The organism is Streptomyces albus subsp. albus (assembly GCF_000725885.1).
Classification (GTDB): domain Bacteria; phylum Actinomycetota; class Actinomycetes; order Streptomycetales; family Streptomycetaceae; genus Streptomyces; species Streptomyces albus.
The window spans coordinates 134,784-147,391 of the sequence record NZ_JODR01000005.1; the positions used below are offsets into that span (position 1 = coordinate 134,784).

Genomic DNA, 12,608 nt, shown 5'->3' on the forward strand with positions numbered 1-12,608 from the left:
GCGAGTGCTAGACATCGCACATGCCGCAAGGATCCTCGCATTCACCGTCCCCCTCCCACGGCCGGCCCCGCCCGCAGCCCGCCACCGGCCTGCACTGTGTCGTCGTCATCGTCGACGAGAACTCCAACCCGTTCGAACTCGGCTGCGCCACCGAGGTCTTCGGTCTGCACAGACCCGAGCTCGGGCGGGACCTGTACGACTTCACCCTGTGCTCGCCCGAGCCCCGCACCCTGATGCGGGACGGGTTCTTCACCCTCACCGGCGTCGCAGGTCTGGAGGCGGCGGAGCGGGCGGACACCCTCATCGTGCCGAACCGTCCCGACACCGAGGTACCCCGCCGCCCGGCCGTGCTGGAGGCCATCCGCCGTGCGCACGCCCGCGGCACCCGCCTCCTGGGATTCTGCAGCGGCGCCTTCACCCTCGCCGAGGCCGGGGTGCTGCGCGGACGGCGGGCCACCGCGCACTGGCAGTGGGCGAACCGGTTCCGCGCCCGCTTCCCCGACGTGCGTCTGGAACCCGACGTGCTGTTCGTCGACGACGGCGACATCCTCACGGCGGCGGGCAGCGCCGCCGCGCTCGACCTGGGCTTGCACGTGGTACGCCGCGACCACGGCGCGGAGGTGGCCAACGCGGTCAGCAGACGGCTCGTCTTCGCCGCCCACCGGGACGGCGGCCAGCGGCAGTTCGTGGAGCGGCCCGTACCGCCCGTGCCCGAGGAGTCCCTCGCACCCGTACTGGCGTGGGCCCAGGAGCGGCTGGCCGACCCGCTCACCGTGGCCGACCTCGCCGCGCGGGCGGCCGTCAGCACGGCGACGCTCCACCGCCGGTTCCGCGCCCAGCTCGGCACCACACCGCTCGCCTGGCTCGTCGGCGAACGGGTGGCGCTGGCCTGCCGGCTGATCGAACGCGGGGAGGAGCGGCTGGACGTCGTCGCCCGGGCCAGCGGGCTGGGCACGGCCGCCAATCTCCGTGCCCGCCTCCGCCGGGAGACGGGTCTGAGTCCTTCGGCCTATCGGAAGCACTTCGGCCGCGTCGAACTGCCGGAACCCGGTGACCCGCGCGGCGGCGGGGGTCCGTCCGGCGGCCGGCAAGGCCCTGTCCTCGTACGGCCGGGGCAGGGCGGCGCGTAGCCCCGAGCACCGTCCGGGGCCGCCGCCCCGGTGATCCGGGCCCGGCTGCCGCAGGGTGCCCTGAGGACGTCACCCGACGGCGGGCCGGAGACGCTGGTCCCCGGAGCGGGGAGGTGGGCAGGCGGTGGTGGCCGCGCGGAACGTCTTGCGGTAGGCGGAGGGGGTGGTGTCCAGGGTGTCCCGCATGTGCTGGCGCAGGTTGGTGCCGCTTCCCAGGCCGGTCCTGGCGGCGATGTCGTCGACGGGGAGTTCGGTCGACTCCAGCAGATGCCGCGCGTGCCGGAGCCGGGCCGCGGTGAGCCACGCGGCGGGGGAGAGCCCGGTCTCCTGCCGGAACCGCCGGGTGAAGGTCCGTACGCTCATGTGGCAGTGCGCGGCGAGATCCTTGAGGGACAACCGCCGGTCGAGGTGCTCCGTCATCAGTGCCCGTGCCCCGGCCGTCGAGGTCCCCGCGTCCTCCGCGACCGGGTGCTCGATGTACTGGGCCTGTCCGCCGTCCCGCATGGGCGCGACCACGTTGTACCGGGCCACACGGTTCGCCACGGAGCTGCCGTGGTCCTCCCGGACCAGGTGCAGGCACAGATCGATGGCCGCGGCTCCGCCGGCCGAGGTCAGGATGCCGCGGTCGGCGACGTACAGCGGGTTGGTGTCGAGTTCCACGGTGGGGAAGAGCCGCCGGAACTGCTGCGCGTAGCGCCAGTGGGTCGCGGCCCGGCCGCCCTCCAGCAGGCCGGCGGCGGCGAGGACGAAAGAGCCGGTGCACAGGGACACCAGCCGGGCGCGCTGCCGGGCCGCGCGCAAGGCCTCCGCGACACGGGGATCCACCGCTCCGTCCTCGACCACCTCCGGGCAGCGGGTCCCCGCGACGATCACCGTGTCGGCGTGCTCCAGCAGGGAGAGGTCGCCCTGGGGCGTGACGCCGTACCCGTTCACCGTGGGCACCGGGGAGCCGTCCGGGGTGAGGGTGCGCACCTCGTACGCCGCCTCTCCCGTGCGGGTCTCGACCCCGGCGAGCATCTGGGCCGGAATGCTCAGATCGAAGGCCACGACCGGGGCGAGGGCGAGGACGGCCACGTGGTGGGGTGTCGCAACTGTCATGGCCCGATGGTTGCACATAGTGGCCCCCGGGCCACTTCTGTGCCGCTGGCGACCGGCGGAGACTGAGATCAGTTCCGCACATCAGCACCGGGCGCAACACCCGGTTCACACCTGGAAGGTGGCCGTCCAGCCATGTCCGTTCCCGCTGTCGATCCCGAGATCCAGACCCTGCTGGAGACCGCCGATACCGGTGTCTTCCCCGTCCACGGCCTGGACGCGGTCCTCGCCGACCCTGAGCGTTACGCACTCCTGCGCGCACGCCCCGACACCCCCGTCGACGACCAGGTCGCGGTACGGGATCTGTACATACCCGGCCCCGGAGGACAACTGCGGCTGCGCGTCTACCGGCCCGGCACCCCCGAAGTCCTGCCGATGATCCTCTACGTGCACGGCGGCGCCTACACCTACGGATCTCCCGAGGCCGAGGAGGGACGTTCCCTGCGCTACGCCCGCGACGCCCGGGCCGTCGTCGTCTCCGTCGACTACCGCCTCGCCCCCGAACATCCCTTCCCTGCCGCGGCCGACGACGCCTACGCCGCCCTCGCCTGGATCGCCGCCAACTCCGCCGAACTCGGCGGGGACCCCTCACGCATCGCGGTGGCCGGCGGCAGCGCCGGCGGGAACATCGCCGCCTCCACCGTGCTGCGCGCCCGCGACCAGGCGGGCCCGCGCCTGCTCTTCCAGTCGCTGACCTACCCGGGCGTGGACGCCGGCCTGACCACTGACTCGGCGCGGGAGTTCACCGACACCCCGGTCCTCAACCGGGGCGCGCTGGAACTGGCCGTGCGGTACTACGCGAAGGACAGCCACGCCGACCCGTACGCCTTCCCGATCCGCGCCGCCGACCTGAGCGGACTGCCGCCCACCTACATCGCCGTGGCGGAGATCGACCCGCTCCGCGACGAGGGCCGCCACTACGCCGCGCGGCTGTCCGCCGCCGGTGTCACCACCGAACTCGTGCAGGTCCCCGGCGCGGTCCACGGCTTCGACCTCCTCTTCCCCCAGGCCCGTGTCAGCGAACGCAACCTCGCCGACCAGGTACGCGCCCTGCGCGAGGCTCTCCACCCCTGACGGGCCCGGACAGTACGCAGCGCGGCCTGCCCCCGATGACGTGAGGTCACCGGGAGCAGGCCGTGCGGGGTTCAGGCCCTGACGCGGCGGCGTCCGGCGCGCACGGTGGCGCCGAGGCCGTACGCCAGGACCAGCGGGACGAGGGCGACCGCCGCCCCGACGGGAGTGGTGGCGGTCGCCAGTGTCCAGGGCGCCGTGGCCAGGAGGATCGCGAGGGCGTGCCGGGCACCGCCGTCCTTCGCGGCGCTCCGGATCACGAGGACGACCACGGTGGGAGCCAGCGCGCCGATCATGCCGTATCCGGCGGCGACGGCGAGACCGGCGGTGGCGAGCGGCAGCCACGGCAGCCCCAGGGCCAGGCCCAGGACGACGGCGAGCCGGCGGTCCGCACGCGCGGGCGTGGCACCCGGGGGCAGCAGGACGAGAACCGCCAGCAGCGGCAGGAAGCGCGCGTCCGTCCCCGGCAGCGCTGCCGCCGCCAGGAGGCCCAACGCCGCGCAGGCCCGCACGCCCGGCCAGCGCCCCAGGGCGGCGGAGGCGGCTGCCGCCAGGGTGAGCACGCAGGTGGGAGCGCCTGCGCGCAGCACGGGGGACGCGTCCGCCGCGTCCCCCGTCCCGACGACGAGGAAGAGGAGGCGGACGGCTGCCAGGGCCGCCGCGGCGGCCAGCGCGTAGGGCGCGGCGGCGAGGGCGAACCGTCCGAGGGGGTGGCCGGGTCCGGTCCGGGTGCGAAGGCGCAGGGCGTGCGCGGCGATGTCGAGCTCTTCCCGGCAGCGGGCCCACCGGCCCGCTCCCCGGACCGCGTCCTGGTACATCTCGTGGATCTCCGCGCCGTACGCCTCGCGGTAGCGCCGCGGATAGAGGGAGAGGGCACGCGGCGCTGCGGCGTGGGGCGGGGTCATGCGGTGGCTCCCGCGGGACCGGCGGCGGACGCCTTCAGGCGCCGGGTCGCCTCGCGGGCGGTGGCGGTCAGACGCCGGACCTCGGCCTGGAGGGCTTCCCGGCCGGCCCGCGTCAGCGTGTACGTACGGCGCAGCCGTCCCTCGACGCGTTCTTCGGCGAAGACCTCGATCAGGTTCTCCGCCTGGAGCCGTTCCAGGGTGCCGTAGAGCGTGCCCGTGCGCAGCCGCACCCTGCCCTCGGAGATGGCGACGATCTCCCGGGAGAGGGCGTAGCCGTGCCGTGGGGCGTCGGCCAGGGCCGTCAGGATGAGCAGGGTGGGTTCCTGCATGGACCTCTTGCGGTCAGTCATGAGCGTCACTATACATAGCTCACCTGACTATGAAGGGTTCGGGAAACAGCAGCCCATGAAGGAAAACATGGTCAGGTGGGAAACGTATGAAGGGCGAGCCTGGGCGGGGTGGGGGAGGGGCTCCAGAGGTGCAGCCGCGCAGGCTCGTCCGTCTCGGGTGACCGCTGGGTGCCGATGACGGAAAGCGGCTCCAACCGGGCGGCCCGGTCCTCCGGCAGGGCAGCGAATTCCTCGCCGCGGAACCGCGGTTCGGCCACCCTCCGGCCGCCTCGCCGCGGTGACCCCTTCGCGCGGTCGCCGCGGAGGCTGGGTATCCAGTATGTGGAAACATCTTTCCGTTACCGGCGGCAGTCGCTACCGTACCCGGGCACGCTCGCTCGTTCGTTCACCGGAGCTACGACAACCGAGAGGACAGCCGTGCCGGCACCGATCGATCTGCGCAGCGACACCCTCAGCGTCATCACCCCCGAGATGCGCCGCGTCATGGCGGACGCGGAGGTGGGGGACGACCTGTACGGCGGCGACCCGACGACCCGGCGGCTGGAGAGCCACTGCGCCGAACTGCTCGGCAAGGAGGCCGCGCTCTTCACCGCCAGCGGCACCCTCAGCAATCAGCTCGCCCTCCGCGGCCACACCCGGCGCGGCAGCGAGGTCATCACGGACACCAAGTACCACCTCAACTTCTTCGAGAGCGCCGCCACCGCCGACCTGTCCGGTGTCGTGCTCAACCCGGTGGACAGCCCCGACGGGGTGCTCACCCCCGCCCTCCTGGACGCCGCGGTGGACCGCAAGCGCCGGGTGCGGCTCACCTCCGCGCCCTCCCTGGTGTGGGTGGAGAACACCGTCAACTACTTCGGCGGTTCCGTCGTGCGGGTCGACGACCTGGCCGCCCTGCGCGCGGCGTCGCTCCGCAGGGGCCTGCCGACGCACATGGACGGGGCCCGGCTGCCCAACGCGAGCGTGGCCACCGGTACGTCCATGGCGGAGTACGCCGCCACCGTGGACACCGTCGCGGTCTCCTTCGCCAAGGCCCTCGGCGCACCGTTCGGCAGCGTGCTGGCGGGCCCGGCCGACCTCATCGAGCAGGCCGCCACCTACCGTCTGTGGTACGGCGGCGGACTCCACCAGTCGGGGTTCATGGCCGCCGCGGCGCTCCACGCACTCGAAAACAACGTCGACCGTCTCGCCGAGGACCACATGCACGCCCGCCTGTTGCGGGATCTCCTCGTCGAACACCCGGGCTTCACCGCGCCCGAACCCGAGACCAACATGGTCCTCGCGGACATCTCCGGCACCGGTCTGCACGCCGCCGAGTTCGCGAAGGCAGCAGCCGAGGCCGGCGTGCAGGTCGCACGCTGGACGGACACCCGGGTACGTCTCGTCACCCGGCTCGGGGTCGAGGAGAACACCGTTCGCGAGGCCGTCCGGCGGCTGCACCGGGTGGCCGAGCGGCGCGGCGCCCTCACCGCGGGGTGAGGGCGGATGTGGTCACCGGTCGACTGGCCGGGCTTCGGTGACATCGCCCTCGCGGCGCTGCTGTTCCTGTGCGTGACGGCGTTCGTGGCCGGTGCCGTGGACGCCATCGTCGGCGGTGGCGGTCTGCTGCAACTGCCCGCCATGCTCCTGGTCAACCCCGGCGGCGCGGTCGTGTACTCGCTGGCCACCAGCAAACTGGTCGGCCTCGTGGGGACTTCGGCCGCGGCCGTCACCTTCGCCCGCCGGACACCGCTCGACTGGCGGGCCGTCGGACAGATGGCCGCCACGACGTTCCCCGCCTCGGTCGCCGGAGCGGCCGTCGCCTCCGCGCTCCCCGCCTCCGCCCTCAACGTCGTCGTCCTGTGCGCCCTGGTCGTCGTCGGCCTCTACACGTGGCGCAAGCCGGAGTTCGGCGTCGAGGAGGACCGGCGCTTCACCGGGCGCGGCGAACTGCTCGCCATGGCGGCGGGCGGCGCGGCGATCGGCTTCTGGGACGGTCTGGGCCCGCCGGGTACCGGATCCTTCCTGGTGTTCCTCCTCGTCGGGGTCGTCGGCTACGCCTTCCTGCGGGCGTCCGCCGTGGCCAAGGTGGTCAACATCGCCGCCAATCTCGGCGCGCTGGTGTTCTTCGTCTCCGCGGGCAAGGTGCTGTGGGGGCTCGGCGCGGTCATGGCCGTCTGCAATCTGGCCGGCGGCATTCTGGGGGCCTCGGTGGCCATGAGGCGCGGCTCCGCCTTCGTCCGCAAGGTGTTCCTCGCCGTGGTGTCCGGGCTGATCGTCAGCGTGGTCTGGAAACTCTCCGTGGCCTGACCCCCGCCCGGCCCCCGTGGCCTGACGCCCGTCCGCGGCCCGGCCCTTGTCGCCGGCTGTCCCTGTCCGCCGGTGCGGCGCCGTGCACCGCACCGGCGGACGAGGGTTTCCCCGGGCCCGCCGTCTTCCTTCCCGGGCCTTCGGCCCCCCGTGTGGCCGATGGCTCCGCCCCCGCGGCCTCACCCGGCGCGCCGCGGTCTCACCGCTCGGCGGCCGGGATCAGGCCGGGGGCGACCTTGTAGGAGAGGGATTCCATCAGCGGCTTGCGCTTGGTGTTCTGGAAGGCGGCAATCCGCCACTGCCCGCCGCTCTCCCGGACGAGGGTGTAGGTCTGCACCTTGCTGAGCTTGTCCGGGCGCTTGCCCTTGTAACTGTCACCGCGGCCGTTCACGACGGCCACGTCCGGACCGTAGAAACGGATGTCGAGGACCTCGTCCGCGAGCCGCGTGCCCTTCAGCATCTTCTCGAACAGCGTCCGGTGGCTCTCGACGATGTCGCGGCGCCCGCTGTAGACGGTCCCGACGAACGTGACGCAGGTGGCGTCCTCGGTGAACAGGTCTCCGTACGCCTGGGCGTCGTGGCGGGCCCAGGCATCGGTCAGCTCGCGCAGGACAGCGGTGACGGCCGCGGTGTCGTGGTCGGTCGGCATGGCGGGCTCCTCGCTCGCTAGAATGCGGGAAGAATCTGTCTCGACGCAGTATCTGCATGCGTGCAGTTAATAAGTTACGAGGTGACCCCGGAGATGGCAAACCCCGCAGGCAGCGACGACGAGCACGTGGTCTTCCGCCAGTATCTGGACGCGGTGGGGCTTCAGGGCATGGCGAGCGCGGAGGCCGCCGGGCTGCACGCCTCGGAGTGGTACGCGCTCAGCCTGATCTCCTTCGAGGGCCGCCTCACCTCGGGCGAGCTGTCCGCCAGGACCGGCCTCACCACGGGTGCCACCACCCGCCTCATCGACCGTCTCGAACGCGCCGGCTACGCGCGCCGCACGGCCGATCCCGCGGACCGGCGGCGCGTGATCGTGGAACCCGTCCCCGACGCGCTCGGCCGTATCGAGGAGACCGTGGAGCCGGCCCGCCGCCACATCGCCGAGGTGCTCGCGCGCTACACACCCGAGCAACGGCGCGTGCTCTTCGACTACTTCGCCCACGCCGCGCCGGCGTTCCGGGCCGCCACGGAAGAGATCCGCAAGGCCGCGTCCGCCCGGCGGGCGAAGCAAGCCAAGGCCGGCCGGGAAGGGTGAGCGCCGGCCGGCCGGCGGTTAGGTAACGCCCGCGCATAGCCGGGGCGGGCCACCAGCCCGGCGAGCGGGTCCGCCTGGCGGGCAAGTGGGGCCTGCCGCCCCGCCCTAGCGGGTCCCGGCCGGGCCGCAAGGCCGGTAGCGCAGCAGACGTTGCCCGAGCGGAACGCGGTCACCGCCCCCGCCGCCAGGTCGAGGCGGTCCTTCAGACCGGCGAAGAGACTCCGGCCGCCGCGCTCAGCACCACGGGGTGCAGCAGGGTGCGCAGCTCGTCCATCAGTCCCTGCTCCAGCAGGGTCACGGTGAGGGAGGAACTGCCGAAGACCGCGATGTCACCCTCGGTAGCGGCCCGCAGCCGGGCCATGTCGGCCGCCAGATCGCTGCCGTCGGTGACGCGGGCGCCCTCCCAGGGGGTGACCCGGCCGCTCCCTGTCACCACTGTCCTGGGCACCGCGTTCATGAAGGCCGTGGCCTCGGGCAGCCGTTCGGTGGGCGGTTTCGAGTGAGGGCCACGCCTCGGCGAAGTGTTCGTGGGTGCGCCGGCCCAGCAGCAGTGCACCCACCTCGCGGGTCTGCCGCAGGTTCCAGTCGAAGAACTCCTCGTCGTGGAGCCCCCCAGTCCAACTCCCCGCGCGGGCCTTCGTGACAGCCGCCGAGGGAGCAGAACAGGAACGCGAACACCTGCTGCGGGCCGCGCGGCGGGACCGGACCGTGGTCCATCTCGTCTCCTTCCAGCGATCAAGACGAATGATCAAGACCCCGGAAGGACCGGCCCACGGCCCGGAACTCATCGGCGGTGCCCCGCCACGCGCATGTGAGCCCGGCCACTTGCCCCGCCGCCGGGTGACCGCCGCCCGGGCTCAGCCGAGCATGTCGGCGACGAGCCGGCGGGCGTACGCGGGGGAGAGCCCCTGGGGGCGGAAGAGGATGCGGTACATGATGGGCGCGACGACGTGGTCCAGGACGGTCTCGGTGTCCGGGGCGTCCTCGCCGCGCTCGGCGGCGCGGATGCGGATGGTCTCGACCTGTTCCGCGGCGTACGTCGAGCACTGGCCCGCGTTGTTGCCGTCGGGGTCACCGAGGAGGGCGTCGCGGATGTAGGCGCGGCCGGAGGGTGAGGACATCTCGTCCAGGAACTGCTCCGCCCAGGCGGCCATGTCGGAGGCGAGATCGCCGTGGTCCTCCGGTTCGGTGTCCGGGCGCAGCCGTTCGACGGCGACGTCCGACAGCAGGACCTGGAGGTCTCCCCAGCGGCGGTAGACCGTGGAGGGGGTGACGCCCGCACGCTGGGCGATCAGCGGCACGGTCAGCGCGTCCCGGCCCACCTCCGCGGCGAGTTCCTTGACGGCGGTGTGCACGGCTTCCTGGACCCGGGCGCTGCGCCCGCCGGGGCGCACCATCTGCCTGCTCATGCTCCCACCTTAAAGCGAATTTCTTGCGTCTGTGCAGGCGCGGGCCCCTGGGACGGGTGCCGCCGAGTCGCACGGCAGGCCGGGACCGTACGGCACGCGGGCGGGGACGGGACCGCGGTGGGTCCCGTCCCCGCCCGTGTCTCAGGCGGCCGGCGCCAGCGCGCGGGCGGGCCGGGTCTGCTCGTAGGCGTGGCCGACGCGCAGGAGCAGCCGCTCCGCGAGGGGACGGGCGAGCAGTTGCAGTCCGATGGGCAGGCCCGCCGCGTCGTGGCCGGCCGGGACGGACAGGGCCGGCACGCCGGTGATGTTGGCGGGGGCCGACAGGCGGACGTAGGCGTCGGAGACGGCCTCGACCGTGCCGTCGGGCCAGGTGACCGTCTCCTCGTCGGCCTTCACCGCGGTGACCGGGACCGTCGGGGCGGCCACGACGTCGACCTCCTCCAGCAGGCGGGCCCACTCCTGCTGCATCAGCGTCCGGGAACGCTGGGCGCGCAGGTAGTCACCGGCGGGCATCAACTCGCCGGCCTCCAGGAGGATGCGCACGTCGGCCTGGTACAGATCGGGGACCGCGCGCAGCGTCCGTTCGTGGTAGGCGGTCGCCTCCGGCACCATCAGCCCCCACTGGGTGGCCTGGACGTAGCGGGTCATGGGGATGTCGACCTCGACCGGGTGCGCGCCCAGGGACCGGAGCTGTTCGACGGCCTGCCGTACGGCGGCCTCGACCTCGGGGTCGACGTGGTCGAAGTAGTAGGTGCGCGGAACGCCGACGCGCAGCCCGGTCAGGTCCGTGCCGTCACCCGGCCGGTAGTCGCCGGCCGGCATGTCGAGGGAGGCCGGGTCGCGGGGATCGTGCCCGGCCAGCGCGGACAGCACCAGCCCGGCGTCCTCGACGGTGCGGGTGAGCGGGCCGACGTGGTCCAGCGACCACGACAGGGACGTCACACCGTGCCGGGGGACGAGTCCGTAGGTGGGCTTGAGACCGACGACGCCGTTGAGCGCTGCCGGGACCCGGATCGAGCCGCCGGTGTCGGTGCCCAGCGCGAAGGTGGCGGCACCCGCGGCGACGGCGACCGCGGACCCGCCGCTGGAGCCCCCGGCGACGCGGTCCGGGTCCCAGGCGTTGTGCGTCTGCGGCGTGGTCAGCCCGTAGGCGAACTCGTGGGTGTGGGTCTTGCCGAGCAGCACGGCACCGGCCGCGGCCATCCGGGCGGCGACGGTGCTGTCGGCCGCCGCGACGTGGCCCGCGCGGACCTGGGAGCTCGCCGAAGTGGCCGTGCCCTCGGCGTCGATCATGTCCTTGAGCCCCATGGGGATGCCGTGGAGCGGGCCCCGGTAGTGGCCGGCTGCGATCTCGTCACCGGCTGTGCGCGCGGCACGGCGCGCCGCGTCGGCGGTGACGGTCACGTACGCCTTCAGGCGCGGCTCGACCTGTTCGATACGGGCGAGCACCGAGTCGACCAGTTCGACGGGGGACAGGGTTCGGGTGCGGATCGCTTCCGCCGCGGCGGCGAGAGACAGGTCACTGGGCTGCACTGCGGTGCTCCCCTCCGGGGTGGTAGGCGGTGGCGGGCGGGGTGTCGCCGAAGTCCAGTTCCCGCAGGACTGCGACCACGGAGTGGATGTGGTGGGCGGTGGCCGCGACCGCGGCATGGCGCTCGGCCGGCAGGAGAAGACCGGCCCGGGCCGCCCAGCGGGCGGCTTCCGGGGCCGGGAGTACGTCGGCGGACATGGATGTCGGCTTTCTGTCTGTGGTGGAGGGAGGCAGCGGGTCGGGTGACACCGCGAGGCGTAAACGCAATCTGTTTGCGTTAAGACCACCGTAGGGCCTAGTGTGCACTTAACGCAAACGGATTGCGTTTAGCGGGGTGGCGCCCCGACCGGACGCACTTCCGCGGGGGCGGCGGCCTCATCCGCCGCCCCCCCGGCAGCGCACCCCGCCCGCACCAGTCGCGTACGACCACCTGCCGAGGCACACGGCACCGCACGAAACCGACACCGCACCAAGGAGCCGACCCACCATGAGCGCCACGCCGGCCACCATCCCCTCCTGGGCCGTGGGCGACATCACCGTCCACCGCATCGACGAAACCCTCCTGCCGCCCGCCACCGGCCCCTGGCTGCTGCCCGACGCCACCCCCGACGTGGTGGCCGGCCAGGACTGGCTGCGCCCCCACTTCGCCGACGACGAGGGCGTCCTGCGCATCGACAGCCACAGCTTCGCCTTCACCGCCGGCGGGCTGCGCGTCCTGGTCGACACCGGCATCGGCAACGGCAAGACCCGGGCCAATCCCGCCTGGCACAACCTGCGCACCGACTACCTGGAGAGGCTCACCGCCGCCGGCTTCCCCCCGGAGTCCGTCGATCTGGTCGTCCTCACCCACCTGCACGCCGACCACGTCGGCTGGAACACCCGCGAGGAGAACGGCGTGTGGGTCCCCACCTTCCCCCGGGCCCGCTACCTCACCTCCCGCACCGAACGGGAGTTCTGGGCCGGGTACGCCATGGAGGACGCGCGCCGGATGATGTTCGAGGACTCGGTCCTCCCGGTCGAGGAGGCCGGGCTGCTCGACCTGGTCGACGTCCCTGCCGAGGGCACCGAGATCGCTCCCGGTCTGCGCCTGCTGCCCACCCCGGGCCACACCCCCGGTCACCTCGCCGTCGAACTGACCAGTGGCGGCGAGACCGCGCTGATCACCGGGGACTGCGTCCACCACCCGGTCCAGTTCGCCCGGCCGGGGATCGGCGCGTGCGTCGACATCGACCCCGAGCGGTCCGAGGCCACGCGCCGGTCGCTGCTCGGCTCCCTCGCCGGCACGGACACCCTGGTCCTGGGCACCCACTTCGCGCCGCCCACCGCCGGCCGTGTCGTCGCCGACGGCTCCGCCTACCGGCTGCTGCCCGTCCCCGCGGCCTGACGGACCGCCTGGACGAGCCCGTGGCGCGCCACGCGCTCCGGGCCCGTCCGGGCATCCCCGGACCGTCGTCGCGGCGGAAATTCACGCCATGAGCAGCCGCCCGTTCACCCGCGGTGGGCGACCTGCGAACATATCGCACTCTGCGGCTCGACCGTGCTACGGTGGGTGGCAGTTGCAGTTGTGGTTCCCGAGGATCTCCGTCGC

Annotated in this window: 14 protein-coding genes; 6 read left to right on the forward strand and 8 right to left on the reverse strand. The window is 73.2% G+C overall.

The window, feature by feature from the left end; translation table 11 throughout:
• Positions 1 to 20: 20 nt before the first annotated feature.
• Positions 21 to 1,130 carry a helix-turn-helix domain-containing protein gene (locus IO40_RS0106720; RefSeq protein ID WP_016471613.1) on the forward strand — a complete coding sequence of 370 codons (1,110 nt, stop codon included), beginning with the start codon at positions 21 to 23 and terminating at the stop codon, positions 1,128 to 1,130.
• Between the two features lie 69 nt (positions 1,131 to 1,199).
• On the opposite strand, the gene IO40_RS0106725 is transcribed toward IO40_RS0106720, so the two are convergent.
• Complete coding sequence (locus IO40_RS0106725; protein WP_106963768.1) at positions 1,200 to 2,228, reverse strand: GlxA family transcriptional regulator; 1,029 nt, start codon at positions 2,226 to 2,228, stop codon at positions 1,200 to 1,202.
• Between the two features lie 132 nt (positions 2,229 to 2,360).
• Between IO40_RS0106725 and IO40_RS0106730 the strand changes: the two genes are divergently transcribed.
• Positions 2,361 to 3,299 carry an alpha/beta hydrolase gene (locus IO40_RS0106730; RefSeq protein WP_016471615.1) on the forward strand — a complete coding sequence of 313 codons (939 nt, stop codon included), beginning with the start codon at positions 2,361 to 2,363 and terminating at the stop codon, positions 3,297 to 3,299.
• Positions 3,300 to 3,370: 71 nt separating this feature from the next.
• Here the strand turns inward: IO40_RS0106730 and IO40_RS34730 are convergent, their stop codons facing one another.
• Positions 3,371 to 4,201: a hypothetical protein gene (locus IO40_RS34730; RefSeq protein WP_016471616.1), complete on the reverse strand. Its 831-nt coding sequence runs from the start codon at positions 4,199 to 4,201 to the stop codon at positions 3,371 to 3,373.
• Positions 4,198 to 4,551: a PadR family transcriptional regulator gene (locus IO40_RS0106740; protein WP_016471617.1), complete on the reverse strand. Its 354-nt coding sequence runs from the start codon at positions 4,549 to 4,551 to the stop codon at positions 4,198 to 4,200. The genes IO40_RS34730 and IO40_RS0106740 overlap by 4 nt, the downstream gene beginning before the upstream one ends.
• A 417-nt stretch (positions 4,552 to 4,968) precedes the next feature.
• Between IO40_RS0106740 and IO40_RS0106750 the strand changes: the two genes are divergently transcribed.
• Together IO40_RS0106750 and IO40_RS0106755 are read left to right on the forward strand one after the other, a co-directional pair.
• Entirely contained in the window at positions 4,969 to 6,027 is a 1,059-nt protein-coding gene (locus tag IO40_RS0106750; RefSeq protein ID WP_031032219.1) for a threonine aldolase family protein, read from the forward strand.
• Between the two features lie 6 nt (positions 6,028 to 6,033).
• A complete protein-coding gene (locus IO40_RS0106755; protein WP_031032217.1) occupies positions 6,034 to 6,837 on the forward strand; it encodes a sulfite exporter TauE/SafE family protein in 804 nt (267 codons plus the stop codon).
• A gap of 199 nt (positions 6,838 to 7,036) precedes the next feature.
• Here the strand turns inward: IO40_RS0106755 and IO40_RS0106760 are convergent, their stop codons facing one another.
• A complete protein-coding gene (locus IO40_RS0106760) occupies positions 7,037 to 7,486 on the reverse strand; it encodes an SgcJ/EcaC family oxidoreductase (RefSeq protein ID WP_016471621.1) in 450 nt (149 codons plus the stop codon).
• A 93-nt stretch (positions 7,487 to 7,579) separates the two neighbouring features.
• On the opposite strand from IO40_RS0106760, the gene IO40_RS0106765 reads away from it, so the two are divergent.
• Positions 7,580 to 8,080, forward strand: a complete 501-nt coding sequence (locus tag IO40_RS0106765) for a MarR family winged helix-turn-helix transcriptional regulator (RefSeq protein ID WP_016471622.1) — start codon at positions 7,580 to 7,582, stop codon at positions 8,078 to 8,080.
• Positions 8,081 to 8,282: 202 nt separating this feature from the next.
• Here the strand turns inward: IO40_RS0106765 and IO40_RS33235 are convergent, their stop codons facing one another.
• From IO40_RS33235 to IO40_RS0106785, 4 genes are all read right to left on the reverse strand, one after another.
• Positions 8,283 to 8,636, reverse strand: a complete 354-nt coding sequence (locus IO40_RS33235; protein WP_262070656.1) for a dihydrofolate reductase family protein — start codon at positions 8,634 to 8,636, stop codon at positions 8,283 to 8,285.
• A 301-nt stretch (positions 8,637 to 8,937) separates the two neighbouring features.
• Positions 8,938 to 9,489: a TetR/AcrR family transcriptional regulator gene (locus IO40_RS0106775; protein ID WP_016471624.1), complete on the reverse strand. Its 552-nt coding sequence runs from the start codon at positions 9,487 to 9,489 to the stop codon at positions 8,938 to 8,940.
• A gap of 141 nt (positions 9,490 to 9,630) precedes the next feature.
• Positions 9,631 to 11,022 (reverse strand): amidase, encoded by a 1,392-nt coding sequence (locus IO40_RS0106780; protein WP_016471625.1) that lies wholly within the window; start codon positions 11,020 to 11,022, stop codon positions 9,631 to 9,633.
• Positions 11,009 to 11,218 (reverse strand): hypothetical protein, encoded by a 210-nt coding sequence (locus IO40_RS0106785; protein WP_016471626.1) that lies wholly within the window; start codon positions 11,216 to 11,218, stop codon positions 11,009 to 11,011. The genes IO40_RS0106780 and IO40_RS0106785 overlap by 14 nt, the downstream gene beginning before the upstream one ends.
• Before the next feature lie 289 nt (positions 11,219 to 11,507).
• On the opposite strand from IO40_RS0106785, the gene IO40_RS0106790 reads away from it, so the two are divergent.
• The gene (locus IO40_RS0106790) at positions 11,508 to 12,404 is read left to right on the forward strand and encodes an MBL fold metallo-hydrolase (protein WP_016471627.1); all 897 of its coding nucleotides are present in this window, start codon (positions 11,508 to 11,510) and stop codon (positions 12,402 to 12,404) included.
• Positions 12,405 to 12,608: the final 204 nt, after the last annotated feature.

What these genes read in the sequence shown, in the direction of transcription:
- IO40_RS0106720 (WP_016471613.1), top strand. Translation starts at nt 21, where the DNA reads ATGCCGCAAGGATCCTCGCATTCACCGTCCCCCTCCCACGGCCGGCCC.
- IO40_RS0106725 (WP_106963768.1), bottom strand. Translation starts at nt 2,228, where the DNA reads ATGACAGTTGCGACACCCCACCACGTGGCCGTCCTCGCCCTCGCCCCG.
- IO40_RS0106730 (WP_016471615.1), top strand. Translation starts at nt 2,361, where the DNA reads ATGTCCGTTCCCGCTGTCGATCCCGAGATCCAGACCCTGCTGGAGACC.
- IO40_RS34730 (WP_016471616.1), bottom strand. Translation starts at nt 4,201, where the DNA reads ATGACCCCGCCCCACGCCGCAGCGCCGCGTGCCCTCTCCCTCTATCCG.
- IO40_RS0106740 (WP_016471617.1), bottom strand. Translation starts at nt 4,551, where the DNA reads ATGACTGACCGCAAGAGGTCCATGCAGGAACCCACCCTGCTCATCCTG.
- IO40_RS0106755 (WP_031032217.1), top strand. Translation starts at nt 6,034, where the DNA reads ATGTGGTCACCGGTCGACTGGCCGGGCTTCGGTGACATCGCCCTCGCG.
- IO40_RS0106760 (WP_016471621.1), bottom strand. Translation starts at nt 7,486, where the DNA reads ATGCCGACCGACCACGACACCGCGGCCGTCACCGCTGTCCTGCGCGAG.
- IO40_RS0106765 (WP_016471622.1), top strand. Translation starts at nt 7,580, where the DNA reads ATGGCAAACCCCGCAGGCAGCGACGACGAGCACGTGGTCTTCCGCCAG.
- IO40_RS0106775 (WP_016471624.1), bottom strand. Translation starts at nt 9,489, where the DNA reads ATGAGCAGGCAGATGGTGCGCCCCGGCGGGCGCAGCGCCCGGGTCCAG.
- IO40_RS0106785 (WP_016471626.1), bottom strand. Translation starts at nt 11,218, where the DNA reads ATGTCCGCCGACGTACTCCCGGCCCCGGAAGCCGCCCGCTGGGCGGCC.
- IO40_RS0106790 (WP_016471627.1), top strand. Translation starts at nt 11,508, where the DNA reads ATGAGCGCCACGCCGGCCACCATCCCCTCCTGGGCCGTGGGCGACATC.